Raw genomic sequence first — 26,979 nt, forward strand, 5'->3', positions numbered from 1 at the left:
CAATGGAACTAGTTCAACAAATAAATACTTCAACCTTACCCAAACATTTGGCCATTATTATGGACGGAAATGGAAGATGGGCTAAACAAAAAGGTTTAATCAGAGCTTTAGGTCATGAAAGTGGAACAAAGTCCGTTAAAGTTACTGTAGAAACTTGTGCTAAATTAGGAATTGAAAACCTTACACTTTATGCTTTTTCTACAGAAAACTGGAACCGACCAAAATTAGAAGTTGAAACACTAATGAAATTGTTAATCTCTTCTTTAAAGAAAGAAATTAAAACATTACAAGCCAATAACATTAAATTAAATGCTGTTGGAAATTTAACAAATTTACCACTAAAAGTCCAAAAAGAATTACAAGAAGTAATTGACAAAACTTCTGAAAACACTAGGATGACACTAACTTTAGCGCTAAGTTATGGTGCTAGAGAAGAGCTAATTCAAGCTGTTAAAAAAATTTCCAACAAAGTTAAAAATAATATAATTTCTGAAGAGGCTATTGACGAATCAATTATTAATCAGCATCTTTACACACACAATTTACCTGATGTAGATTTAGTAATTAGAACAAGCGGTGAACACAGAATAAGTAATTTTCTATTATGGCAGATTGCTTATGCTGAATTTTATTTCACAGATGTGCTTTGGCCTGATTTTACAGAAAACAATTTGTATGAAGCAATTATTAGTTATCAAAAAAGAGAACGCCGATTTGGAAAAACAAGCGAACAAATTATACCCGAAAAAAATGTTTAAAAAAGGAATACAATTACTTTCAATATTTATAATATTAACAAGCTCTTCACTTTTTGCACAAGACACAAAACTAGAGAGTGGCAAAGAATATATCTTAGCCAAAATTGATGTAACTGGAAAAATAAGTTACAACGAACAAACCATAACTACGTTTACGGGATTGGAAAAAGGACAACAATTAATTGTTCCTGGCCAAGATATTAGTAATGCTATTAAAAAATTGTGGAAATTAGGATTGTTCTCTGATGTAAACTTTTATGTAAATAAAATTGAGGGTGATAGTATCTTTTTAGAACTAAATATCAATGAACTTCCAAAACTATCCGATATTAAAATACAAGGAGTAAAAAAGGGAAAAATAGAAGAATTAATTAAAGAAACCGATTTAAAGAAAGGTAAAATAGTAAATGAAAATTTAATTACTACAACCAAAAATTACATCGAGAACAAATATAAAAAAGAAGGCTTTTACCAAACAAAAGTGGTTATCAACACTGTGCCAGACAGTTTAGACACTGAAGTTAAAATGGTTGTTAATATCGACAAAGGCGATAAAGTAAAAGTAAAAAGTATCGAATTTGAAGGCAATAATCAAATCAGTGATGCTAAACTAAAAAAAGCATTTAAAAACACCAAACAACGTAATCCTATTCGTATTTTCAAGAAATCTAAATACATTAAAGAAAAATACAAAGAAGACTTAGTAACAGTTATTGACAAATACAAGGAAAAAGGAAATAGAGATGCCCGTATTATTTCTGATTCGGTTATTTACGATAAAAAATCAAATACTATTGCAATTAAGGTAAAACTTGAAGAAGGAAGAAAATATTATTTTGGAGATATTCGATACCTTGGAAATACCGTTTATACCGAGCGTCAACTGAATTCGATTCTAGGAATTAAAAAAGGAGATGTTTATAATGGAACCATTTTACAAAAAAGAATTGCAGACCAAACAAAACCTGACGGAGAAGATTTAACAAATTTATACCAAAACAACGGTTATTTATTTTCTACCATTAACCCTGTTGAAGTTAGAACTGCTAATGACACTATTGACTTTGAAATTAGAATTACCGAAGGTCCTATTGCTTATTTTAATAAAATTACGGTAGTTGGAAATGACAAAACAAATGACCACGTAATTTATAGAGAACTTAGAACAAAACCAGGCCAAAAATACAGTAAAGAAGATTTAATTCGTTCTATTCGTGAAATTGGACAACTAGGTTTCTTTGATCCAGAAGCTATCAAACCTGATTTCAAAAATGTAGATCCTCAAGCTGGAACGGTTGACATTGAATATAATGTTGTAGAAAAAGGTTCAAGTCAAGTAGAACTTCAAGGAGGTTACGGTGGTGGCGGTTTCATTGGAACATTAGGATTATCATTTAACAATTTTTCGGCAAGAAACATGTTTAAAAGAGGAGCCTACAAACCACTTCCAATGGGAGATGGGCAAAAAATGGCTTTAAGACTTCAAGGAAGTTCATTCTTTCAAACGTATAGTTTATCGTTTTCTGAACCTTGGTTTGGTGGTAAAAAACCAGTTAGTTTTTCAACATCATTATCACATAGTAAACAATTTTTATTCAATTCTAGATCAAGAGATGTTGATAGAAGCCAAAGTTTTAATATTACATCTTTATCTATTGGTTTAGCCAAAAGACTTACTGTGCCAGATGATTATTTTGTGTTATCACAGGCATTATCATTCCAATATTATGATTTAAATAACTATAACACTGGATTATTTACTTTTGGAGATGGTGCGTCTAGAAACTTAGCTTACACCATTGGTTTATCAAGAAATAGCAAAGGTGTGAATCCGATTTTCCCTACGGTGGGTTCTGAATTCAGTATTTCAGGTAAGTTCACACTACCTTATTCTCTATTCAACGGAATTGACTATGCTAATTTAGAAAATTTAGCTGAAAATAAAGTAAGGGCAACTGTAGCAAGTGAGGCTCCAGATGGAACAAATTATCCAGCGGGTAGTTATTTAAATAGTGAAGGTTATCCAGTAACCGATCCAGCAGATGCGGCAGTAGATAGAGGAAAAGTAGATCAGGAAAAATTTAATTGGTTAGAATACTACAAAATTAAATTCAAAGCAGACAACTATACAAGAATTTACGAAAAACTTGTGCTTAGAACTAATGCAGAATTTGGCTTTATGGGTGCTTATAATTCAGATAGAGGTTTAGTTCCTTTTGAGCGCTTTTTCCTTGGAGGCGATGGTTTAGCTAACTTTTCATTAGACGGTAGAGAAGTTATTCAGTTAAGAGGATATCCAAATAATTCATTATCTTCTCAAGATGGAGGAACAATATATAATAAATTTTCTGCGGAATTAAGATATCCTATAACATTAAATCAGTCTGCTTCTATTTACGCATTAAGTTTCTTAGAAGCGGGTTCAGCATTTGACACCTTTAAACAATACAATCCTTTTAAATTACAACGTTCTGCAGGAGTTGGAATTAGAGTTTTCATGCCAGCATTTGGGTTATTAGGAATTGATTTTGCACATGGATTTGATGCGGTGCCAGGAGAAACTGTAAAAAGTGGTTGGCAAACACACTTTATTATTGGACAACAATTTTAAGGTTTGTTAGTACTTTTTTGTTAAATTCGTAAAAATATTTTATTACTTATTACGTTTGACATATATAAAAGTAGAATCTAAATAGATTCAACTGCTAAACAAAATTAAATTTAAAATGAAAAAACTGTTATTTATACTTGCTTTAATTACTTTTTCCTCACAGGCTCAAACAGCTAGAGGCGTTAAAATTGGATACATAGATATGGAATATATCTTAGAAAAGGTACCCGATTATGCAGAAGCAAATAATCAATTAGAGCAAAAAGCTCAAAAATGGAAGCAAGAAATTGAAGTCAAAAAAACAGAAATTACAAAGTTAAAAGACGCTTTAAAAACAGAAAGAGTTTTATTAACTAAAGAATTAATTGAGGAAAGGGAAGATGAAATTTCTTATTTAGAAAAAGAACTTCTTGATTATCAGGAAAAAAGATTTGGTCCAAAAGGCGATTTGATTATTCAAAAATCTGTTTTAATAAAACCTATTCAAGATCAAATTTTCACAATCGTACAAGATGTTGCTGAACAAAGAAAATATGATTTTATTTTTGACAAATCATCTGATTTAACTATGTTGTTTGCTGCTCAAAAATATGATATCAGTGATTTTGTGGTAAAAAAACTTTCTTCTTCTCAAAAAAGAGAAGAAATGTCTAAAAAACAACTAAAAGCACTTGAAGCTAAAGAAGCCTTAGAAGAAGGTGTTGAAGAAAATCCTGCATTTACAGAAAGACAAAGAATCTTAGATGAAAAAAAGGCGGCTAGAGAAAAATTAATCGAAGAACGCAAATTAGCTAACGAACAAAAGAAAGCTGATGCAATTGCAAAGAGAAAAAAATTACTTGAAGAGCGTGATGCGAAAAAAAATGGCACAGTAATTGAAAAGGATCCTAAAGAAGAACCGCAAGACAATCAAAATTCGAAAGAAGAGAAAGAAGAGAAAGAAGAAGAAATTACAAAAGAAGGGGAACCTACAAAAGAAGGAGAAATAAAGGAGGAAACAAAGAAGAAACTAACGCCAGCTGAAATAAAACAAAAAGCGATTGATGATCGTAATAAAAAATTAGCAGATCGCAAAAAAGCGATAGAAGATAAAAAGAAAAAAATAGCTGAAGATAAAGAAGCTGCTAAAAAAGCAAAAGAACAAAAAACAGAAACAGAGAATAAAAATTAAATAACTTAAATTTTAAAATTAAAAATGAAACATTTAAAAACAGTAGCAATCGCAATCATCTTATTCATTGGAACACAAGTTTCGGCACAAACTAAAGTTGCTCATATTGACTTACAAGCATTAATGACTTCAATGCCAGAAATGAAAGTAGCACAAGATCAAATGAAAAAAATTCAAGAGACTTATGATAAAGATTACAAAAATATGGTAGCTGAATACCAAACAAAATTGCAAAAATACGAACAAGAAGCTCCAACTGCTGGAGAAGCATTAAACGAAACACGTTCTAAAGAAATGCAAGATATGGGAACTAGAATCCAACAATTTCAGCAAACAGCTCAAAAAGAATTAGGTCAAAAAGAAATGGACTTATATAAACCAATCATGGAGAAAGCTCAAAAAGTGATTCAAAAAGTAGCAAAAGAAAAAGGTTATAACTATGTTTTAGATGCTACAACTGGAAGTRGTTTATTAGTGGCTGATGGAACAGACATATTAGCAGATGTAAAAAAATCATTAGGTTTCTAATATTTCAACCTAAACAATTAAAAACTGCTCAATCTTGATACGGATTGAGCAGTTTTTTTTTATTTTTGTTTATATGAAACAAGAAAATGCCATAGGATTGTTTGATTCTGGAATTGGAGGAACTTCTATTTGGAAAGAGGTTCACGCATTATTACCAAATGAGAACACAATATACCTTGCCGACAGCAAGAATGCTCCTTATGGATTAAAATCAAAAGATGAAATTATAGGACTAAGCTGCAAAAATACGGAACTTTTACTTGAACTAAATTGCAAGATTATCATTGTAGCTTGCAATACAGCCACAACAAACGCGATGAAAGAATTACGAACAAAGTACAAAGTCCCGTTTATTGGAATCGAGCCAGCCATAAAACCTGCAGCTTTACAATCTAAAACACATACCATTGGAATTCTTGCAACTAAAGGAACCCTGAATAGTGAATTGTTTCACCAAAGTGTCTCAAATCATCCAGATGTTAGAATCATCGAACAAATAGGTCACGGTTTAGTTCAATTAATTGAAAATGGAGATATTGATTCGCCAGAAATGCTAGAACTTTTAAAAAGTTATCTCATTCCAATGGTAGAAAAAAATATTGACTATTTAGTATTAGGTTGCAGTCATTACCCCTATCTAATTCCGCAAATTAAAAAAATCATCCCTGCTTCAATTAAAATAATAGATTCAGGAGAAGCAGTAGCTAAACAGACTCGAAAGGTTTTAGAGCAACATCAGCTATTGAATATTTCGAATGAAAAAAGTGTACAATTATTCTATACGAATAGTGAGCCGCATGTTTTAGAAAACATTTTAAACAATCAGGAAAAAGTTGTGTACAAACAATTTTAGTCTTTAAACCAACCAGAGTACATTACATAATTATTAGAAATTCGTTCAATTTCACCCGCAAAGTCACTTTGATTTATATCTTTTACTTTTTTGGCAGGAACACCCGCATAAATACAACCCGATTCTACAATTGTATTTTGTGTTACAACAGAACCAGCAGCTACAATTGAATTACTTCCTATAACGCAATTATCCATTACAATAGCTCCCATTCCAATAAGCACATTATCATTAATGGTACAACCATGAACAATAGCATTATGTCCAATGGAAACATTATTCCCTATAATTGTAGGATGCTTTAAGTAGGTACAATGTACAACCGCACCATCTTGAATATTTACTTTATTGCCAATTGAAATAGAATTTACATCGCCACGAATTACAGCATTAAACCAAACACTACAATTGGAACCAAAGGTTACATCACCAACTATCGTTGCATTTTCTGCCACATAGCAATCTTGAGGGATTTGAGGATACTTTCCGTTTACTTCTTTAATTAACATAATTATCTTTTTAAAAAAAATGTCCCGAATAAATCGGGACAAATATAATTGAAAAATTTGTTCTTAATTAACTGCAGGACAATTACAATCCCAAGCTTTGTCTTTACAGAAAACGTTAATACCTAATGTAATTTGATGAAAACCACCGTTATCAAACTTAACATCACCCATAATATGAGAATATGTATAAGAGAACATAAATTTATCATAATTCAATCCAATTATAGGAGTAATCCATTGTAATTTTTGCTCTTGTAATCCACTTCCATCAACATATTGAGCACCATCAAAACTTCTTCTGTAAGACAATCCTCCCCAAAGTTTACCAAATTCTAATTGTTTGTAAACTTTTAAATTTAAATCAATAGATTTTTCTTTAGTTTCTGAGACATATTGAAACATGAATGAAGGTTCAAATAACAAATCATTCTCATTACCAAACACTGCACCAGCGCTCCATAAATATTTACTTAAATTGTCAGACTCAATATCTCTAGTATATAATTCTCTTCTACTCGCTAAGAAATTTTTAATTGTAAAATGCGTAAAGAAATCCATATAGTGGTATGAAACCCCTAAGTCCACATTAAAATAAGAATCTTTCTGAATAACCCCTTGAACAATAACTGGGTCAAAACCTCTATAATCTCTACCATCAATATTACTCTGAACAAAAGCAGCACTTAAACCAAAAGATAATTGATTTAAATCTAAAGTTCCTCTAGAAAATCTTAAATGATGCGCATAAGTAAACTTAGCACCTTGCTGTGAATGATATCCATTTTTATCATTAAAGAAAATCATTCCTAATCCAGATATACCATCTTCATCTAAAGCTGTATTAAAACTAACGGTTTGCAAAGCTGGAGCATCTTCTTGACCAAACCATTGTTGACGTCCAGTCAATCTAATTTTTCCACAATTAGCAGCACCTGCCATTGAAGGGTGAATTAAATAATAATTATCCGACAAATAATCCGAATAAACAGCAACCCCTTCTTGAGCGAAAGAAAATTGTGCTAATAAAAATGCTAAAATAAAATAACTCTTTTTAAAATTCATTGTAGTTATTGTTTAATGAAAACATAATTCTTTTTAATTCTAATTGTACTTAAAAGTTCTAAAATTAGAATATTATTAATAATAAAAAAACTTCTAAATAAATTAAATTCTTCTTTTTACTATGAACTTGCCAAAGATATAAATTTTTAGGTTTCTTTTACCTTTCGAATAAAATATTCTTAAGTTAAATTTACATTTTTTTAATATTTGAAAAAAAAGGAACAACTTTGTAATAATAATTTATCAAAATAAAATAAAAAGTTAAATACAAAAGTCTACATCTAAAATAATCCGCATATCTTTTGAACTTTGTATCTTTGCAAAAAACAATATCAAAATGCAAGTAATCGCAACAAAAATAACTCAAAATCCAGCCATTGTAAAATTTGAATTGGATGAAATAATCGTTAGAACCGAAAATTTTGAATTCAAAAACATTGACGAAACACAAAATTCTCCCTTAGCAAAACAATTATTTTTTTTACCATTTGTGAAAACAGTCTATATTTCAGGAAATTTCATAGCTATTGAAAAATTTTCAATAGTAGAATGGAAAGATGTTCAAGAAGACGTAGCAAATCAAATCAACGAATTTATATCGAATGGTGGTGTAATTATACAAATTGACGAAAACAAGTCAAAAAAACAACCTGTAACCGTTTATGCTGAAACCACACCCAATCCAGCTGTTTTAAAATTTGTTTGCAACAAACTGTTAACTAAAACAGCACTGGAATGTAAAAATATAGACGAAACAATTGCCTCTCCATTAGCAAAAGAATTATTTAAATTCCCATTTGTAAAAGAAATTTTTATAGATGAAAATTATATTTCTGTAACCAAATTTGCTATAACTGAATGGGACGAAATTACATTAGAAATTAGAACTTTCATTAAAGAATACATTGAAAACGGGAAAACCGTTATTGATGAAACTGCAATTGTAAAAACGGAGATACATCAAAAACAACAAGAAGCTTATTTCGATACACTTGATGTAACTTCACAACAAATCATTAACATTATTGAAGAATATGTAAAACCAGCTGTTCAAAGCGATGGTGGAAACATTATGTTTGAATCTTTTGATCCAATTGAAAAAAGAGTTAAAGTTGTTTTACAAGGCGCATGCAGTGGTTGCCCTTCTTCTACCTTCACTTTAAAAAATGGTATTGAAAACATGCTTAAAGACATGCTTAAAGACGAAGCTATTAAAGTAGAAGCCATTAATGGTTAACAAAACTACTTTATAAATCATAAAAAAGAGCCTTTCGGCTCTTTTTTTATGATTGTTACTTCTTATTATTCTGTAAGTTAAATTCTCTAAACAATTCTAGCAAGTTCATGATAGATTTTATCAAATCATTTGTTTCAAGTAATAAAGAGAAATACAATTTACTGTTTTTAGGACTTGTCTCTATAGTTCTAATGCGAACAATTTGTTTAGTAATTAATTCTGAAACAGTATCTAAAAACACATTTTTGTCTTTTAAAATAATATCTAGTTTTGAAAAATCTTCTGAATTAAAACTCTCTTCTAAACGACTAAATAATTCTTGCAATTGAGTATCAACCGTTTTAAGATCGCGAATTTGATTGAATTTCAGTTTTTTATGATTATTATTTACATGAGAATGGCTATTGGAAGTAATAAATTCAATTGACTGCACCATATCTTGCAAATAACCTAGTATCAAAATATAAAATTTACTAGCCTCAACTGAATTTTCATCGAGATTTTTGATAAAATAGAAAACATTGCTTTTTAATTCATCAATTTCTTTTTCAAGTTTCTTGAGTGATTTCTTATTTTCTTTCAGTTTTGTCAAATCTTGTAATCCCAAATTATCAATAACATTTGAATACAAAGTACTCGTTTTGCGTAAAACTTTAGAAATTTGAGAAGAACTTTCATTAATCATTTCTTTTAATGTTACAATATCTTCTTTACGTAAACTTTTAATTTCTTCTTCTTCGATAAGTTTCTTTTTATGAACTTGGTTACTTCTGTAAAAGAAAAGAGCAACGATAATCATAAAAGCAAAGAATGCAAACACTTCACCAACAAACAAAATGTAAGCAATGATGGCTGATGATAAGAAAGCGGCTAATGCAGTTACAAACCAACCACCAATTACATTGAACACACCTGCAACTCGATATACAGCACTTTCTCTATCCCAAGCTCTATCCGCAAAGGAGGAACCCATGGCCACCATAAATGTAACATACGTTGTAGATAAAGGCAATTTCATTGATGTTCCAATAGAAATTAAAACCGATGCCACAATTAAATTTACTGAAGCACGAACCATATCAAACATAGGCTGTTCGTCTCTTTTTCCAGTATATTCCGGTTGTACAAACTGAGCATCTAATTTTTGCTGTACCGATTTTGGTAAAATAAAACTAATTATATTACCAATATACATAATACCACGAACTAAATTTCTAGATAAATTATTGGCATTGTATTTCTCATTTCCATCACCTTGACGTGATAAATTTTGTTCTGTTTCAATAACTGTTCTCGCTTTTTTAGACGTCCATAAGGTATAAACCATTACTAAACCTGCCAATGCTAAGAAGATAAATGGTGCAGGCAAATTATCTTTTTCTAATCCGGTCATCATAAATTCAGTTGCTCCAACTGTTTGCCCAGGTGCTGACCAAATTTCAAAAGCTTGATAAGCAGCAATTGGCACACCAATAAAGTTTACTAAATCGTTTCCAGCAAAAGCAAGTGCTAATCCAAAAGTACCAACTATAATAATAAATTTAAAAACACTGTATTTAAAAACACTTATTAATAATTGACAAACGATTGTCCATAAAATCAATGAATATGCAATAATTGTAAACGGACTTTCTTTAATGAAATCTTTTACTTCTGACGGCACAAATGTTATTGATTTTAATCCTTTTACCAAAATGAAAAAAGTAATAGCTGTCATGGCAACTCCACCAAAAACAGCAGCAACATACTTATATCTTTTTTCGATATGGAATGTAAAAATTAACCTTGAAACATATTGTACTAACGAACCTAATGCAAAAGATAATGCTACTGATAATAAAATACTATAAACAATTTCGGTCGCTTTTTCAGTATTAATATAATTATCTAATGTACTAAAACTATCTCCACTTACAACTACTTTATAAATCGCTAATACGACTGAAGCTCCTAATAATGAAAAAATCACAGAAACTGTAGTTGAAGTTGGCAATCCTAATGTGTTAAAAACATCTAGCAATAATACATCTGTAATCATTACCGCTAAAAAGATAATAATTACGTCATTAAAGCTAAACATACTTGGAGTAAATATTCCATTTCGGGCAATTTCCATCATCCCGTTTGAGTACAAAGCTCCAACTGCAACTCCAATACTCGCAACAATCATAATTGTCTTAAACGAAACCGCTTTTGATCCAATTGCAGAGTTTAAAAAATTAACTGCGTCATTACTAACCCCTACCATCAAATCAGTGATAGCAAGTATAGCTAAAGCAATTAACATCATAATATAAATCTGTTCCATTTGTATAATTTAATAATATGCAAAAGTCTTTCAAGAATTCTGTTTTAATGTTAACTTAATGTTATCAATTTAAAAAATGAAGGTTTAAATCTAGAAAAAACAATGCTATAAATTTGCAATTAAAATATTTCAATAAGTACATATTGTTAAAACAACAACTTATGTTAAAAATCTGAATTTTTAGTTTCTTTTTTACGTTTCAATTCAAAATAATGCATCAAAAAACTAAAGCATAAAAAATAAGGTTTTTAAGTTTTTTTTAGGCTTAAAAGATTCTCTGAATATCTTTGCAAAAAAATTAAATATGACAACAATAGAAATAGAAAATTATTTTGAAACGATAAAAAAATTAATCTTAGAATATTCTCCTAAATTTATTATAGCAATTGTTATTCTTTTAATTGGACTTTGGGGAAGCAGTTTTATTACCAAAACCGCCAAAAAGATAATGTTGAAACGAAAAATTGAACTAACACTTTCAACTTTTATTGGAAATGTGATTTTTTGGACACTCCGAATTCTATTATTTGTCACCGTAATTTCAAAACTTGGCATTGAAACTTCTGCCTTTGTAACTATTTTAGGTGCCGCAGGTTTAGCTATTGGTCTTTCATTACAAGGCTCATTATCAAACTTTGCTGGTGGTATTTTAATTATTTTATTTAAACCTTTTAGATTAGGTGATTTTATTGAGGCACAAGGCGTTCTTGGAACTGTAAAAGATATAAAAATATTTTCTACCGTTGTTACATCTCCAGATAACAAACAAATTGTGATACCAAATGCTGCGTTATCAAACGGCGTTATTACCAATCATACCATTAACGGCATAAGAAGAGTAGATTTAATAATTTCTGTGGATTACAAAACAGATTTACAATTAGCAAAAACAACCTTAGAGACCATTTTAGAAACAATTCCTGAAGTTTTACAAGAACCAGCGGCTATGGTATTTATAAACAATTTAGGCACAAGTTCTATTGATTTTGCCGTTAGACCATACACTAAGAACGAAAATTTCTGGAAAGTTAAATCAGATGTTTTAGAAAAAACTAAAATAGCTTTTGACCAAGTGGGCATAGAAATTCCCTATCCACATCAAGTGGAAATTCACAAAGAATAATTTTATTTTGTTAAGACAAAATCTTTCAAGTAAAAAGGTTCAAAATAAGCGACATCAACAAAATTATTTTCTTGATATTTCTCAAAAGACAACTGACTCATTTCTTTTGCAGATGGAAATACTATAGCTGAGTGAAATATAAATTTAGAATCTGTCAAAGTATTTTTGAATTTTTCTATTCCATCGCCAACTAAATGTATCGTGTCTGAAATTTCCTGATAGAATGTCTCATCAATTATTTCAGCTTGTGTGGTTCTAATTTGTTGGTAATTTTTATCATAAAATGCTGAAAAAACTTCCATTCTACGTGCGTCAATCATCGGAATGATAATTCCATCTCCAATTTTAATTTGTTTTGCTAAAAGTTGAAGTGTGTCAATCGCAATCATTGGAATATTCAACGCATAACAAAATCCTTTTGCTGAAGAAACACCAATACGCAAACCTGTATAAGAACCTGGTCCTTGGCTAACAGCAACAGCATTCAAATCAGAAAATTGCAATTGATTTTCTGAAAGTAGTTCTGCTATAAAAACGTGTAACTTTTCGGCATGAGAAAAATTCTGCTCTGCAATTTCTCTAAAAGCTATTATTTTTCCTTCTTTAGCTATTGCAACCGAACAATTTTTTGTAGCAGTTTCTATATTTAGAATAATTGGCATAATGACATTTTTGAAGTGCAAAGTTAAGAAGATAATTAGGTAAAAAAAATAAGACGCTATTTCTAGCGCCATATTTACCCAAATAACTAATAAGAAATCTATTTCTTACTTTCTTTTTTATCTTTTTCTGTTTCTACACGAACTTTATCATTTGAAACTAAATCTTTAGAAACCGTTGTATAAGGTCCAATTATAATTTCTTCACCTGGTTTTAGTCCCGAAATAATTTCAATATTAGAATCGTCTTGAATTCCGGTTTTTACAACTCTTAATTTAGCTTTATCGCCCACTTTCACAAAAACACACTCGTATTTTTTATCACTTTTAGGCGCAGTTCCTTTTTTCTCTTGCTCTTCTTTTTCTAATTCTGCTACAATATCCTTTTTTACAGAAGTAGTATCGTCTTTGATTACAACTGAACTAATTGGCACCGAAATAATTTTTTCTTTTCTTTCAGTAATAATATCAACGGTAGCGGTCATTCCTGGTCTAAACGGAGAATAACTTTCAGGTTTTCCATTTAACAAATCTTGATATGATTCTTTTAAAATTCTAACTTTAACTTTAAAATTAGTTACTTGATCAGCGGTCAATGCAGCACTAGCCGAATTTGAAATACTAGTAACAATTCCTTTAAATTCTCTTTTTAAATAAGCATCAACTTCAATATTTGCAGAATCACCAATATTTATTTTCACAATATCATTTTCATTTACATCTACTTCTACTTCCATGTTATTTAAGTTCGCAATTCTAAGAATTTCCGTTCCTGTCATTTGCTGTGTTCCTAAAACACGTTCCCCTAATTCAATATTCAACATAGAAATAGTCCCATCAGCAGGTGCATAAATAGTAGTTCTCCCTAAATTATCTTTAGCTTCAGTTACTGTTGCAGAAGCACTTTGTACTTGATAATAAGCCGATTGTTTGTTCGCTACAGCTACTTCATAAGCAGAAACCAATCTATCCCATTCTGATTTTGAAATAATTCCTTTCTCAAATAATTTTTTATTTCTGTCGTAATTTGCTTTTGCTTCTTTTACTTGGGCATCAGCTTGACTTAAGCCTGCTTTTGTAGTTGACATAGATGCTACCGAACGATTTACACCTGATTCATATAAATCTGGATTTATACGTACCAATAAATCTCCTTTTTTAACCTGTTGACCTTCTTTTACAGGTAACGCGATAACTTCTCCAGAAACTTCTGACGAAATTTTCACTTCGATTTCTGGCTGAATTTTACCTGTTGCTGAAACCGTTTCAACAATTGTAGTTTGCGCCACTTTTGACAATTCTACAATTTTAGAATCATCATTATTTCCGACAACACCTCCTTTTTTTAGTCCAACTAATAGTAAGATTAATCCGATGGCACTTCCTAATAAAATGTATATGGTTTTCTTTGACATGACTTAGTATTTATGTTTTATTATTGTTTTTTAATTAATGGTATTCCGAAATAAAATTCTAAAATTTTGGTTCTAAAAATGTAATCGTATTTAGTTCTCAATACTTCAGATTGAGCGTTTACATATAATGTTTGCGCTTGATTGAAATCAAAAACATTTATTAATCCAACTTCATATCTTGCTTTAGCGTATTCAAAAGATAATTTTCTAGCTGATAGTGTTGTTTCAGCTGCTTCATAACTTTCCTTTGCTGAATTTGCATCACTGTATGCAGTAAAAACAATTCTTTCAACATCTAAATTTTGTTGTTCTAAATTTAATTTAGCTCTTTCCAATGCAACTTTACTTCTTTGAACATTGTTTCTAGTGGCAAATCCATTAAAGATTGGAATAGTTAATTGTAATCCAAAATTTTGTCCTTTATTATTACTAAATTGATCAATAATTGAATCTGGATTTCCTAAAATTGGCAAGTAATTTTGTTGAAGTACGGCTTGATTTGTTCCGTCAACATAACCAATTACAGATGTTGGATTATTAATGTTTGGTTGAAAACCAACAATTTTATCACTATAAGCCGCTCTTGTACTAAAACTATAAAAACCTGAAATTGTAGGTTGATATGCTCCCTTAGCGATTGATACATCTTTTTGAGCTAATTCTAGATTTGACTGTGCAATTTTAATCTCTGTTCTAGTTTCTTTTGCCTTTTGCATAATATCTTGAGACGTTTGCAATAATATTTCTGAATTGAAAGATGGAATTTGATTATCATCTATATCAAAATTAACAAAATCTTCTAGTCTTAACAATTGAGCAAGACTTAATTTTGATATTAACAATGCATTTTCAGCAGCAATTACTCTTTGGTTATCAGAGGCAACAGTTGCTTTAATATCTAATAAATCACCATTTGGAACTACACCCGCTTCAACTAATTCTTGCGTTCTTTCTAACTGTTTTACATCGTATGCTTTTTGTTGAACTTGAACTTTTAAATTTTCTTTGTTAAACAAAATCTGCAAATAAGCATTCGCTACATTTAAAGCAATATCTTCTTGCATTTTAGTTATTTGATACTGATTTGCAATAATCTGTAAATTTGATTTACGTAATTGCAATTGATTTCTTAACCCATTATAAATATCAATACCCACATTTAAGCCAGCAGACGTAAATTGCGTAGTTTGATTTTCTAACAATCCCGTTGTGATATTTTGATTCAAACCAATATTCCAAGAGTGAGATGCATTACCATTTATACTAGGTAAAAATGCGCCAACTGCATCTTTTCGATTAATATTAGCATTTTTTAAATCCAATTCAGACTGCTTAATGGATATATTATTTTGAATGGCATAATCTACACATTCTTCTAAAGTCCATTTCTTATCTTGTGCCGAAAGTTGAAAGCCAACTAGCAATAGAAAAAGAATTATTTTTTTTGTTATCATTTTATGTACTTTACTTCTCATTTCTTATAAGACCTTCTTTTTACATTTTTGTTACAGATATCAATTAAAATTTTACTTTTACAATAAAAAAAAGAACCTTTATATTGCACAATGAAAACAATTATCGCTTTTGCACTTCTTGCTTGCACCCTACTTATATCAGTATCTTGTGGAACAACCAATAAAATTGAAGCCTTAAAACCTGCCCCTTCAAATAATGCTGCCGTAGTATATAAAAACAAAATATCGTTTGTAGCAATGCCCATTGAAATTTCTTTAAAAGAAATTGAAAGCCAATTAAATAAAAATTTAACGGGTTTAATTTACAACGATTCGATTTTAAGCGATGACAAAACCGAAATGAAAATTTGGAAAACGGCACCCATAAAACTAGCTGAAAAAAACGGTAATATTGTTTCAGTTATTCCACTAAAAATTTGGGCTAAATTTAAATATGGTACTGATTTTTTAGGGTTAAATGATACCCGAGAGATAAATCTAAACGGAACAATTACACTAAATAGTGTTACTAATTTATACAACTGGAAATTAACAACTACTTCAAAAATTGAAGATTTTGAATGGAGCGAAAGTCCAAACATCCTTGTTGCTGGAAAAAAAGTGCCAATTACATACATAATCAACCCCACTTTAAGCATTTTTAAATCTAAAATTGCTAAAAAAATAGATGATGCAATTAATGCTACTTGTGATTTTAAACCGCAAGTTTTATCTGTTTTAGAAAAACTGAGCACTCCTTTTTTAACTAGCGAGCAATATGAAACTTGGTTTAAAATGGTTCCGATTGAGCTTTACGTTACAGAAGCTAAACTAGGAAAAAGAAAAATCACCATGAATATGGGATTAAAATGCAATATGCAAACAATGGTTGGTCAAGAACCAAAAAATAATTTTGATGCTGCTAAAATTATTTTAAAACCAATAGCATCCATCCCAAACAAAACAACGGTTTCAGTAGTTGCGGTATCTACTTATGAAAGTGCTAGCAAAATAGTAACCAAAAACTTTCAAGGGCAAGAATTTGCTGCTGGTAGTAGAAAAATTGTAGTTCAAAAAGTAGATTTATGGCAAAAAGATGGAAAAATGATTATTGCTTTAGATATTATTGGCAGCATAAATGGAACCATATACTTATCTGGAATTCCAAATTACAATGCAATAACTAAAGAAATTTACTTTGAACAAATGGATTATGTTTTAAACACCAAAAACATATTAATGAAATCGGCAAATTGGTTAATGCAGGGTACCATTTTAAAAAAAATTCAAGAAAGTTGTCGCTATTCAATACAAGGAAATTTAGAAGAAGGGAAAAAAAACATGAATCCTTATTTATCTAATTACTCACCAATGAAAGGTGTTTTTGTAAATGGAACTTTAAATGATTTTGAATTTGAAAAAGTAGAAATAACAGACAAAGCAATTATTGCGTTTATAACTACTTCAGGAAAAATGAATATTACAGTTGATGGAATGGAATAATTTTAAATTACAATTCTAACTGTTTTTAGACGACAGCTATTTTATCTATACGAAAGGAATAATTTACTCTACTTTCTTTTTTCCGTATTTTAAACGATAAATTGCATAACCTAAAACCCCAACTAAAATGTAAGGAATTGCCATTAAATAAACAATCCCATCATTTACAGCCTCGGCTTTTACACCACCTCCTTCACTTTCAAGTGCGGCACGACACATAGCGCATTGGGCTTGAGTAGAAAGAGAAAAGAAAAAAGAGAAAAGAAAAAAGAAAAATATTTTCATCTTACAACCTCTTTGTTCTATTTTCTTTGTTCTATTTTCTTTAGTGTGCATAATAAGGAGAAATCATAATATAAACAACAACACCCGTAATGGCAACATATAACCAAATTGGAAATGTAATTTTTGCTAATTTTTTATGCTTGTCAAATTTTTCAGCCCATGCTTTAACATACGTTGTTAAAACTAATGGGATGATTATAATAGAACATAAAATGTGGGTGATTAAAATAAAATAATACAAATACTTAATAACACCTTCACCACCAAATTTTGTAGAATCTGATGTCATATGATACGCCACATACATTGCCAAAAACGAAACAGAACAAGCAATTGCTAATTTCATTAAATTTTCGTGCAATTTTCTATTTCCGTTTTTGATTGCAACAACAGCAGCTATTAGTAAAAAAGCTGTTGCTCCATTAATTGAGGCATAAATTGGAGGTAAAACATATAGAGGTTGGACATCAAAACCCAATCTTCTAAGATTTACACCAAATAACAAAGCTACTACCAAAGGGATAGCAATTGATAATACGACAATTAATTTATTAAATTTTGTTTCTTTATTTGTTTCCATTTTATTCAACTAATAATTTTTTTATATCTTCTTTAATCGCTTCTACTCCTTTAGGATCTAATCCGTCGTAGTATAAAATAGGATTCCCTTGAGCATCTTTTCTACAACGTATTTTACCTTCTTTATCAACTAAAGCAAATAATCCTGAATGCTCAAAACCACCTGCCGCTTTATTATTTTCACCAGCGTATAAATTAAATCCTTTATTTGCTAAGTTAAAAATATAATCTTTATCTCCTGTTAAAAAATTCCAATTGTAATGTTTTACTCCTAAAAGGCGCGCATGCTCATTTAAAAACTCAGGTGTGTCATTACTTGGGTCGATGGTGATTGAAACTAAACCAAAGCTAGGATTTCCGTAAAATTCATCTTGTAATTGTAGCATACTTTGATTCATTTTAGGACAAATCGTAGGACAGGTTGCAAAGAAAAACTCCACTACATATACTTTACCCAAATAATCTTTATTAGAGATAGTTTTATTATTTTGATTCGTTAACTTGAACTCAGGAACAGGTCCAATTTCAACTAAATCTGATTTTTGAAATTTAGCAATAATCTTAGGCACAGCCCAAATACCAAAAATTAAAATGATAAATGATATCCCTATGTATGATTTATTTTTCATTCCTATTTATTTTGTTTTTCAATATTTTCTTTGATGTTATCTCTAAAAACATCTTTTCTTTCATTTTGATTTTTTTTAAGTGCTAATCGGTATTCGCGTAAAATAATTTTTACATCATCCGTCATTTCGTTATGCAAATCAGCAGCCGAAATGGTGTTATAACTTTCTTTAAACTCGTCTTCTCCTTTTTTATTTTTACCCTTTCTACCACGATGATTTAACTCTTTGTCCACAATAATTACAGCTGGAGTCCCTTTATTTTCATCCAATTGCCCGATTAACTTGTAGCTATCATAAAAATCTTGAATGCTATCAGGGGTTGAAAATGCAAATTTCCATCCAGTCATCTCTCCAGTAATAGGAGCTAATTCATCAATTATCTGTTGGCATTTTTTTTCATTGCCTTCAGGAACAACCATAATCATTTGAAAATCTTTAAACCCTTTGTATTTGTTATAAATTTTTTGATTCAGATTAAAAAAATTACCTCTGTTCTCAATTACATTATCACCTACAAAACCAAGAATAGTAATTTTATCTTTCATTGAAAGTGGATTACCATCTAAACTAGACCAATCTGCTGGGATATCTTGGTTACTTTTAGAAATAGTAGGTAAAAAAAGAGAATTATGTGAAGCCGTTGAAAAAACCAAATAAATGGCAATTGGCAAGATAAATAAGGATATTAGAACTAATTTGTTTTTCATTAGGTTACACTAAATTTGTTCATACAAAAGTAAAAAAAATCCCGATGTAAATCGGGATTATATTATAGAAACAAGTGTTAAAATATCCACTTTAAATGACCTGTTTTGTAAATACCATAAACGTAATCACCTTCAACTAGTAAAATAAAACATAAATAAAGGATTAAGAATATAACTGTCCAAACAATAGATCTTCTAAACCATTTTTTTTCACCTTCCATGTGCATGAAAGCCCAAGTAATGTAATATGCTTTAACGATAGTTAAAATGATGAACAACCAGTTTAACAAATTCATTCCTAAGAAATTATTGAAGTATAATGATTTTGGTTTATAAATACCAAACAAAACCTCTACGATAGTAATGATAGAAAGAATTCCAAAAACTACCCAAATTCTTTTTGTATTTGATTCGTGTGCGTGTGCCATGATATACTTTTATTATATAATTATACTAAATAGAAGAAAGTAAATACGAATACCCACACTAAGTCGACAAAGTGCCAGTACAATCCAACTTTTTCAACCATTTCGTAACTTTTTCTTTTCTCGTAAGTACCTAATAACACATTAAAGAAAATAATGATATTAATTAATACTCCTGTAAATACATGGAATCCGTGAAATCCAGTTATAAAGAAGAAGAAGTTAGCAAATAATTTATGTCCGTATTCGTTTCTAACTAAGTTAGCCCCTTCAACTACATATTTAGCGTCTGCTAATCTTTTTAATGACTCTTCTCTTGATAAAACAGTTTTGTGTTTTTCAGCATTTAAAAATTCTGAACGTACTAAAATAGATTCATCTGCTTTAAAACCAGCAACCACTTCGTTTACTGAATAAGTAGGTAAAGTAGCCTCATCCATAAACCAAACACCATTACTTCTTTCGTGTTGTGTTCTCGCTTCTGGTAACGTTGCAGAAAAATCAGCAAGAGCTACTCTTTTGTATGTTCCATCTGCTTGTTTTTGTACAAATTGAAGAATAGAACCTCCTTTTGTTTCTACTGCACCATATTCACCTTTAATAAAATTTTTCCACTCCCAAGCTTGAGAACCTAAGAAGATAAAACCTCCAATAATAGTTAAAAACATGTAGAAAGCTACTTTTGCTTTATTCATATGATGTCCAGCATCAACCGCTAAAACCATAGTAACTGAAGAGAAAATTAAGATAAAAGTCATTAAAGCCACATAATACATAGGCGCATTTACACCGTGTAAGAATGGAAAGTGGTTAAAAACCTCATCGGCAATTGGCCAAGTTTCAATGAATTTAAACCTTGAAAAACCGTACGCGGCTAAGAAACCTGAAAATGTTAATGCATCTGATAAGATGAAAAACCACATCATCATTTTACCATAGGTTGCTCCTAATGGTCCTGGACCTCCGTCTAAAGCGTGTTCATCTGAAATAACTGTCGCTCCCATAAATTTTTTAATTGTTAAAAAGTTCCCAAATTTATTATTTTTTTTCTATTTGAAAAAATAGAAAAACAAAAACAAATAAACCCAAATAAAATCCATAAAGTGCCAATACATCGCACTTAGCTCTATACCAAGGGTTTGAGCAGGATTATACCTTTGTTTATAATGATTATAAATTACCACAAAAAGTGAAATTATACCTCCAAAAAGATGCGCAACATGCACAATAACAAATGCATACAAAAACGAAACACTCACTGTGCTTGATGGCCCAGTTGGAACTAATTGCATACTAAATAGCTCTGAAAAACCATTAAATTGAAAAGCAATGAATAAACATCCTAAAACCAACGTTGATATTAAAAAGAACATTCCTCTAGAATTCATTCCTTCTTTAATATATTTTTTAGCCAAATGAAACGTAAAACTACTAATTAATATAATAATAGTACTTAAAATAAGGGATTTTGGCATTCCAAAATCTGCAACCCAATCAGGACGTTTTTTACTAACAATAAAACCACTTGTCAATCCGGCAAAAATCATACAAATACTGATCATTCCGAACCATAACAACATTTTATAGGTTTTGCCTTTACGTGCTTGTTCTTCTTCCAAAGTCATTCTATTTTCCATAACTATCGTAAAAATTTATCTATAACATATATGATTTGCAACAAAGATATGTAAGAAACACTAACCAACATTAGTTTTCTAGCAGTTTTTACACTCATTTCTTTGTGTAATTTAAAAGCATAAAACAACATCCACAAACCTAACAAAACTACTATAACTGCAGCAAATTTACTCAAAATCAAATTACCCGTAAACCCAAAAACAGGAATTACAGAAGCCATAATTGTCCAAATGGAATATAATACTATTTGCAAAGTAGTTTTTTTATCTTGCTTTCCAGAGGGTAATAAGAAAAATCCAGCTTTTTTGTAATCTTCATATAAAAACCAACCGATGGCCCAAAAATGAGGAAATTGCCAAAAAAACTGTATAATAAATAAAGTTCCTGCTTCAATACCAAAATGACCTGTTGCAGCAACCCAACCCAACATAAAAGGAATAGCTCCTGGAAATGCACCCACAAAAACCGACAAAGGTGTAACAGTTTTTAGTGGCGTATACAAACTTACATACATGAAAATCGAAATAGCACTAAACATAGCGGTTTTAGGATTTACATTATACAAAATAATTAAACCTAACGTAGTTAAAACTGTTCCTAATATAAATGCATTTTGTTTTGAAACTCTTCCTGAAGGCAATGGACGATTTTTAGTTCGGTCCATTTGAGCATCTAATTGAATTTCGATGATTTGATTAAAAACATTTGAAGCACCCACCATACAGTAACCGCCTATTGCTAACAAAAACAAAACACTCCACTGAAAAGGCTGATCAGTATTAAATCCTAACAAATAACCCGCAATAGTAGATACCACCACGCTAATAGATAAGCGCGCCTTGGTGATTTCCACAAAGTCTTTGTATAACGATTTTTTTATTTGAGGTTGCGTATTCGTGTCCACTTTATTGTTTTTCACTGTAAAATTGCGTGCAAAGATACAATATGAAAATTAGAATTTAGAATTTAGAATTTAGAAAATTCGTTAAAACTACTAATAATCGAAATACAAGTTAAATAAATCGCTTCTTAGTCCAATTGAAAACCAAGTCGTGTTTGATTGTATTGTTGAAGCAGTTTCTGCAGTTGGGTCAAAATTTCTTAGCATTACATTTCCAAAAACCTTCAGATTATATGCTGGATTTACTACATATCCTACTTGTAAATCAGCAATCATAACGGTTGTTTTATTTCCTTGTGCAATTGAAACCCCATTATCATAAGGACGATTTTCATCGTAATCTAAATAGATATTTCCTCCGTAATTAAAATTGTTAGTTCCATCATTGAAATCAAATCCGCGTTGGCCGTAAATTAACTTGGCATCTGCAAAATATCTTCCTCTATAATAACGAGCAATTGCAACAAACTCCCTAAAATTTGCACCCCATAAATGCCCCATACTTTGGTTGTTATGACCATAATTTGTAATAGGATTACTGTGCGAATACACATAAGGACGCACTTGATTATATTCTACCTGAAGTAATAAATTTTTAACTTTAAATGCATCATAATATTTAGCTCCTATTTGATAAGCAAATTTATTTCTCCAACTTTGATTACTTTCTTTAACATCGCTAATAGCAAATTCATCAATTAAAAACTGTCCGTAAAAATTGATTTGATTATTCCATTTGTATTTTGAAGTCAATCCTAATAACGCATTTCCTGTTTTGGATGACGAACCAAACTCAACCGTTCTATAAAAAATTAATGGATTAACAAAATTGAAATCAAAACCTCTTTCATTCGTATTAGTCCATACAACATTTTCAAAGAAACCTAAATTCCAACGCTTAGTCACATTCATACTTAAATAATGACTTGCCATGTATTTTGTAGTGTATGTTCCATCAATCGTAACCGCATCGCGTACATCTTTTAACCACATGTACGTATTTGTATATTTTATCTTCCAAAAAGTTGTATTGATTTTAAAATACGGATACGGACTTGCCGCATCACTTTGTAATAAGGAACGATATCCGTCACCTAAAAAATTTCTACCATACCCTAATTGAAGGTTGATAAACTTATTTGGTTGGTATTTAATATTGGCTTCTGCTAAAGGAAAATCATAAGCATCTTCTTTAAAACGTTTTGCAATACCAATCCCTGGAATAATTGCTGGATTACCTCCTGAAGGTCTTATACTTTCTGCATATGCATTATAATAATCTGCAAATCTTCCTTGACTTTCGTATATGGATGTGGTGAACGTCAATTGCTTGCCTAAACCTCCATTTACAATAATTCCTCTAGTATTTACAAATGTATTTGACGCCTGACTTTCTGTGTCTTTACCAACTCTAAAATCAAGAATTGGATTTAAAGTAAACCAATATTCTTCCCCTTGAATGGCTACAACATTTTCATTCCACAATTTTCTTCCCCACCAAGAGTCTTTTTTCTTTAGGAATGATTGATTTGCCGTTTCTAAATCATAATATTTTGCTACTTCATCATAAGAATAGGGCTTAGATGCTGTATGATTATTACTTCCTACTTGATTTAACAAAGCATCAAAAACTCCATAATTCTGATGCGAAAATTGAACAATTCCGGTACTTTTAAATTGCGGATTTTCAAAAGGTTTATATTGAATATTATCGTATTCTGACAATTCTTTTTTATTGTCAATTAATAACGTATTTGTTTTAGCATACTTAGTTGATTCGTTTCCATCTATAGAATTTGGCGCAACCAAAGGAATATTAATCTTAATTGTAAATTTTGAATAGGTTGCCTTTCCTGAATAAGTAGCAGGAGCAACTTTAGGCAAAGATTCGAAAACTCGTATTGCTTCTTTTTTTAGTAATTCATGAGCCGCATCGGCATATAAAACCTTGAAATTTCCGACAGTATCCACTTCAAAAAGGACTATTACAGTTCCTTTGTATTGTTGATTTTGAAGTTCTTGTGGTATTTTATAATTTGTATAAAAATAGTTTTGAATCGTATTGTAAAAACAAGATTCTTGTTGCTTTCCTACCAAACCCTCACAATCATGGAATAATGGAAATTGTTCATTATTAGAATTTTGAGCAAAAGTTGTTAATCCTAAAATATACAACAGAAAACTATATACTTTTTTCATCTGGTAATTATTAATAATTACTATTTGAAATTTCTCCCGTTGAAATAGCTTTTGCTGCTGAAGTTCCAATTCGTTTGACACCCAATTGAATCATTTCAACGGCTTCTTCATACGTTCTTACACCTCCCGCGGCTTTGACAGCTAGTGGACACGAATTTTCTAACATTAATTTTACAGTAGAAACGGTAGCTCCGTTTGGAACTCCTTCGGGTGTTTTGTAAAATCCTGTAGATGATTTTACAAACACTTTATCATATTCCTTTTCACTAAAATTAGCAATTACAACGTTTTTTATTAATGCTGATAATTGTACTATTTGATGATTATCTAAAGCAGCTACTTCAATGATCCATTTTACTATTTTATGATGTGCCAAACCTAATTTAGTACCTTGAAGAACTTGCTCTTTTATTGTTTCAATTTCTCCTCTTTTGAAGGCTTCATAATCTAGCACATAATCTAAATCATCTACTCCATTTTCAATCGCTTGTTTTGCTTCAGCTAATTTTTCTTCCAATGTGCCGTTGCCAAATGGAAAATCAATAACAGTTCCAATAGTAACTTTTGAATTTGCTGCTTCAATCATTTTTTTAGCTAAAACAACTTGATCAGGGCGAATCATAATTAATTTAAAATCATAATCAATAGCTTCTTGAATACATTTTTTTACCACTTCGGTATTTTCTTGTTCTGAAAGATTGGCTTGAGCCGCCGTTTTGAGATAAGTTGAATCTAAATAGTGCTTAATGTTCATTTTAAATTGAATTATGAAAGTGTAAAAATAAAAAAATCCCATCGAAATGGGATGTTTTAACTGGATTATATTTATTTTATTTCATTCTAAACACAACAGGTATAGAATATTTAATTTTAACTGCTTTATTCCCTTGTTTTGCTGGGATTAATTTAGGAATTCTTTTTACAGCTTTTTCAGCAGCTTGTTGCATTTCAATAGTAGCTCTTTTGTTATCCAACGCTTTAACATTAGTAATAGCACCATTTTCGTCAATAACAAATTCTACTTGCGCAACACCTTGTCTTCCATTTTCTATATCACTTTCTGGATAATTTAAATGTTTTGCAACCGCTTTAGCTAATTGCGCATCAAAACAAGCTTTTTGATCTGCTCTGCTCAAACGTTTACAAGCTTCAAACATTGGTAGTTGTTCTACCGAAAAAACATTTAGAGCTACAACAACACCATTACCATTATCTTTAGGAACATCAACCGCTGTTGTATTATTATTGTTTTGATTATCACTTGGATTATCTTGCGCAACTATTGGATTCGCATCGGTCTCTTTTATAGGTTCCTCTTTAGTGGGTTTAAAAAATTGAGTTACTTTAGGCACTTTAACAACAACTGGTTTTATTATTTCTGTTTTTTTTGTTAACGGAGCTGGGTTATAAACAAATGTAGGCTCAGATTTAATTTCTATTGGAGGCACAAATACCAAAGGTTTAGAACCATCTTTAAAATTAAACTCTAAAATAAAAAGAACAACTAACATTGTTGCTATAAGTCCAACTTGAAAATAGATGAAACTATTTTTGGCTCTTTTCGGGAAATCAACATTTGCTTTCATGATATATAGATTATTAGTTAACACTTTGTTAATTAACCTATACAATTTACATGCCAAAAAAAAATCCCAACCTAAGTTGGGATTAAATATTATTGTAGCTTGAACACGATTGGTTGACTAAACTTAATTTTTACAGGCTTACCTCTTTGAGAACCAGGTTTTATTTTTGGCAACTTAGAAATAACCCTTAAGGCTTCTTTTTCAAGCAGCTCGGCTCCTTTAGGACCCTTAGCTTGTACATTTATAATACTACCATCTTTATCAATAACAAATACTACAGAAACTCTTCCTTGAATGTTATCTTCCATAGCTCTTTCTGGATATTGCTGATTCTTTTTAATGAATTTTGATATTTGTTCTTGAAAACAAGCAGATCTTTGGTTTTTAGGAACATTTTCACAACCAGGAAATATTGGGGCATCTTCAATAACCGCAAAAGGCACTTCTTCATCAATTTCTTCAGCAGTACCACCTTCTTCTCCATAAGATGATGCTTGTGTTACAACTACCGGTTTATTTTCATCTACCTCTGTAGTTTCAATTTTTTTATCTTCGATAACTTGTTTGTTATCAACAATTTGAATTACTTCTGGAGCTGGCGGTGGTGGTGGTGGTAATTTTTGAACAGGAGGCATCGTTAAAATAACCTCTTCTTCCTCACCCATCATATTATCAGCTATATCCAATGTTTCAACTTCAACTCTTGGATCCTCTGATTTTAACTCTATACTTACATAAGTTAACATTAAAACAGCTGTAAGACCAACCAAAAAATATAGCGAGCTATTTCTCTTAGGATCTACATTAGGATTTTTCTTTACTTCCATAATTCTAATTTT

At 30.5% G+C, this 26,979-nt stretch carries 26 protein-coding genes; 8 read left to right on the forward strand and 18 right to left on the reverse strand.

Annotated elements, in window-relative coordinates; genetic code table 11:
- Positions 1 to 2 precede the first annotated feature (2 nt).
- From RSE15_RS06545 to murI, 5 genes are all read left to right on the forward strand, one after another.
- Positions 3 to 758: an undecaprenyl pyrophosphate synthase gene (locus RSE15_RS06545; RefSeq protein WP_324070335.1), complete on the forward strand. Its 756-nt coding sequence runs from the start codon at positions 3 to 5 to the stop codon at positions 756 to 758.
- A complete protein-coding gene (gene bamA / locus RSE15_RS06550; protein ID WP_324070337.1) occupies positions 676 to 3,369 on the forward strand; it encodes an outer membrane protein assembly factor BamA in 2,694 nt (897 codons plus the stop codon). The genes RSE15_RS06545 and bamA overlap by 83 nt, the downstream gene beginning before the upstream one ends.
- Positions 3,370 to 3,484: 115 nt before the next feature.
- The gene (locus RSE15_RS06555; protein ID WP_324070339.1) at positions 3,485 to 4,540 is read left to right on the forward strand and encodes an OmpH/Skp family outer membrane protein; all 1,056 of its coding nucleotides are present in this window, start codon (positions 3,485 to 3,487) and stop codon (positions 4,538 to 4,540) included.
- A 24-nt stretch (positions 4,541 to 4,564) separates the two neighbouring features.
- Positions 4,565 to 5,068 carry an OmpH/Skp family outer membrane protein gene (locus RSE15_RS06560; RefSeq protein WP_324070340.1) on the forward strand — a complete coding sequence of 168 codons (504 nt, stop codon included), beginning with the start codon at positions 4,565 to 4,567 and terminating at the stop codon, positions 5,066 to 5,068.
- Positions 5,069 to 5,141: 73 nt separating this feature from the next.
- Positions 5,142 to 5,921: a glutamate racemase gene (gene murI, locus RSE15_RS06565; protein ID WP_324070342.1), complete on the forward strand. Its 780-nt coding sequence runs from the start codon at positions 5,142 to 5,144 to the stop codon at positions 5,919 to 5,921.
- Here murI and RSE15_RS06570 read toward each other — a convergent pair.
- Both RSE15_RS06570 and RSE15_RS06575 read right to left on the reverse strand, forming a co-directional pair.
- Positions 5,918 to 6,430, reverse strand: coding sequence for a gamma carbonic anhydrase family protein (locus RSE15_RS06570; RefSeq protein ID WP_324070344.1), 513 nt, complete (start codon positions 6,428 to 6,430; stop codon positions 5,918 to 5,920). The genes murI and RSE15_RS06570 overlap by 4 nt on opposite strands.
- Positions 6,431 to 6,493: 63 nt before the next feature.
- Positions 6,494 to 7,492, reverse strand: a complete 999-nt coding sequence (locus tag RSE15_RS06575) for a PorP/SprF family type IX secretion system membrane protein (RefSeq protein WP_324070346.1) — start codon at positions 7,490 to 7,492, stop codon at positions 6,494 to 6,496.
- 337 nt (positions 7,493 to 7,829) lie between these two features.
- Here RSE15_RS06575 and RSE15_RS06580 point away from each other — a divergent pair, with 337 nt between their 5' ends.
- Positions 7,830 to 8,729 carry a NifU family protein gene (locus RSE15_RS06580; protein ID WP_324070349.1) on the forward strand — a complete coding sequence of 300 codons (900 nt, stop codon included), beginning with the start codon at positions 7,830 to 7,832 and terminating at the stop codon, positions 8,727 to 8,729.
- Between the two features lie 55 nt (positions 8,730 to 8,784).
- Here the strand turns inward: RSE15_RS06580 and RSE15_RS06585 are convergent, their stop codons facing one another.
- On the reverse strand, positions 8,785 to 11,037 hold the full coding sequence (locus RSE15_RS06585; RefSeq protein WP_324070351.1) for an inorganic phosphate transporter: 2,253 nt from the start codon (positions 11,035 to 11,037) through the stop codon (positions 8,785 to 8,787).
- A gap of 304 nt (positions 11,038 to 11,341) precedes the next feature.
- Here RSE15_RS06585 and RSE15_RS06590 point away from each other — a divergent pair, with 304 nt between their 5' ends.
- Positions 11,342 to 12,160 (forward strand): mechanosensitive ion channel family protein, encoded by an 819-nt coding sequence (locus RSE15_RS06590; RefSeq protein WP_324070353.1) that lies wholly within the window; start codon positions 11,342 to 11,344, stop codon positions 12,158 to 12,160.
- A gap of 2 nt (positions 12,161 to 12,162) precedes the next feature.
- On the opposite strand, the gene tsaB is transcribed toward RSE15_RS06590, so the two are convergent.
- From tsaB to RSE15_RS06605, 3 genes are all read right to left on the reverse strand, one after another.
- The gene (gene tsaB, locus RSE15_RS06595; protein WP_324070355.1) at positions 12,163 to 12,822 is read right to left on the reverse strand and encodes a tRNA (adenosine(37)-N6)-threonylcarbamoyltransferase complex dimerization subunit type 1 TsaB; all 660 of its coding nucleotides are present in this window, start codon (positions 12,820 to 12,822) and stop codon (positions 12,163 to 12,165) included.
- A 98-nt stretch (positions 12,823 to 12,920) separates the two neighbouring features.
- Positions 12,921 to 14,234: an efflux RND transporter periplasmic adaptor subunit gene (locus RSE15_RS06600; RefSeq protein WP_324070357.1), complete on the reverse strand. Its 1,314-nt coding sequence runs from the start codon at positions 14,232 to 14,234 to the stop codon at positions 12,921 to 12,923.
- Between the two features lie 20 nt (positions 14,235 to 14,254).
- Positions 14,255 to 15,688, reverse strand: coding sequence for a TolC family protein (locus RSE15_RS06605; protein ID WP_324070359.1), 1,434 nt, complete (start codon positions 15,686 to 15,688; stop codon positions 14,255 to 14,257).
- A gap of 111 nt (positions 15,689 to 15,799) precedes the next feature.
- Here RSE15_RS06605 and RSE15_RS06610 point away from each other — a divergent pair, with 111 nt between their 5' ends.
- Complete coding sequence (locus RSE15_RS06610) at positions 15,800 to 17,191, forward strand: DUF4403 family protein (protein WP_324070361.1); 1,392 nt, start codon at positions 15,800 to 15,802, stop codon at positions 17,189 to 17,191.
- A 63-nt stretch (positions 17,192 to 17,254) separates the two neighbouring features.
- On the opposite strand, the gene RSE15_RS06615 is transcribed toward RSE15_RS06610, so the two are convergent.
- The 12 genes from RSE15_RS06615 to RSE15_RS06670 all read right to left on the reverse strand — a co-directional run bounded on the left by RSE15_RS06615 (position 17,255) and on the right by RSE15_RS06670 (position 26,967).
- Positions 17,255 to 17,527, reverse strand: coding sequence for a CAMCR motif-containing small membrane protein (locus tag RSE15_RS06615; RefSeq protein ID WP_324070363.1), 273 nt, complete (start codon positions 17,525 to 17,527; stop codon positions 17,255 to 17,257).
- On the reverse strand, positions 17,517 to 18,056 hold the full coding sequence (locus tag RSE15_RS06620; RefSeq protein WP_324070366.1) for a DUF420 domain-containing protein: 540 nt from the start codon (positions 18,054 to 18,056) through the stop codon (positions 17,517 to 17,519). The genes RSE15_RS06615 and RSE15_RS06620 overlap by 11 nt, the downstream gene beginning before the upstream one ends.
- A 1-nt stretch (position 18,057) precedes the next feature.
- Positions 18,058 to 18,684, reverse strand: a complete 627-nt coding sequence (locus tag RSE15_RS06625; RefSeq protein WP_324070367.1) for an SCO family protein — start codon at positions 18,682 to 18,684, stop codon at positions 18,058 to 18,060.
- 2 nt (positions 18,685 to 18,686) lie between these two features.
- On the reverse strand, positions 18,687 to 19,391 hold the full coding sequence (locus tag RSE15_RS06630) for a hypothetical protein (protein ID WP_324070369.1): 705 nt from the start codon (positions 19,389 to 19,391) through the stop codon (positions 18,687 to 18,689).
- A 77-nt stretch (positions 19,392 to 19,468) separates the two neighbouring features.
- Complete coding sequence (locus RSE15_RS06635) at positions 19,469 to 19,819, reverse strand: cytochrome C oxidase subunit IV family protein (RefSeq protein ID WP_324070371.1); 351 nt, start codon at positions 19,817 to 19,819, stop codon at positions 19,469 to 19,471.
- Between the two features lie 20 nt (positions 19,820 to 19,839).
- Positions 19,840 to 20,820, reverse strand: a complete 981-nt coding sequence (locus RSE15_RS06640; RefSeq protein ID WP_324070373.1) for a cytochrome c oxidase subunit 3 — start codon at positions 20,818 to 20,820, stop codon at positions 19,840 to 19,842.
- Positions 20,821 to 20,865: 45 nt separating this feature from the next.
- The gene (locus tag RSE15_RS06645) at positions 20,866 to 21,453 is read right to left on the reverse strand and encodes a cytochrome c oxidase subunit 3 (protein WP_324070375.1); all 588 of its coding nucleotides are present in this window, start codon (positions 21,451 to 21,453) and stop codon (positions 20,866 to 20,868) included.
- Positions 21,454 to 21,455: 2 nt separating this feature from the next.
- Entirely contained in the window at positions 21,456 to 22,358 is a 903-nt protein-coding gene (cyoE, locus tag RSE15_RS06650; protein ID WP_324070429.1) for a heme o synthase, read from the reverse strand.
- Positions 22,359 to 22,448: 90 nt separating this feature from the next.
- Positions 22,449 to 24,554 carry a gliding motility outer membrane protein RemB gene (locus tag RSE15_RS06655; protein WP_324070377.1) on the reverse strand — a complete coding sequence of 702 codons (2,106 nt, stop codon included), beginning with the start codon at positions 24,552 to 24,554 and terminating at the stop codon, positions 22,449 to 22,451.
- Positions 24,555 to 24,564: 10 nt separating this feature from the next.
- The gene (gene deoC / locus RSE15_RS06660) at positions 24,565 to 25,308 is read right to left on the reverse strand and encodes a deoxyribose-phosphate aldolase (RefSeq protein WP_324070379.1); all 744 of its coding nucleotides are present in this window, start codon (positions 25,306 to 25,308) and stop codon (positions 24,565 to 24,567) included.
- Positions 25,309 to 25,384: 76 nt separating this feature from the next.
- Positions 25,385 to 26,140, reverse strand: coding sequence for an energy transducer TonB (locus tag RSE15_RS06665; protein WP_324070380.1), 756 nt, complete (start codon positions 26,138 to 26,140; stop codon positions 25,385 to 25,387).
- 89 nt (positions 26,141 to 26,229) lie between these two features.
- The gene (locus RSE15_RS06670; RefSeq protein WP_324066849.1) at positions 26,230 to 26,967 is read right to left on the reverse strand and encodes an energy transducer TonB; all 738 of its coding nucleotides are present in this window, start codon (positions 26,965 to 26,967) and stop codon (positions 26,230 to 26,232) included.
- Positions 26,968 to 26,979: the final 12 nt, after the last annotated feature.

The organism is Flavobacterium sp., from assembly GCF_035195345.1.
GTDB lineage: Bacteria > Bacteroidota > Bacteroidia > Flavobacteriales > Flavobacteriaceae > Flavobacterium.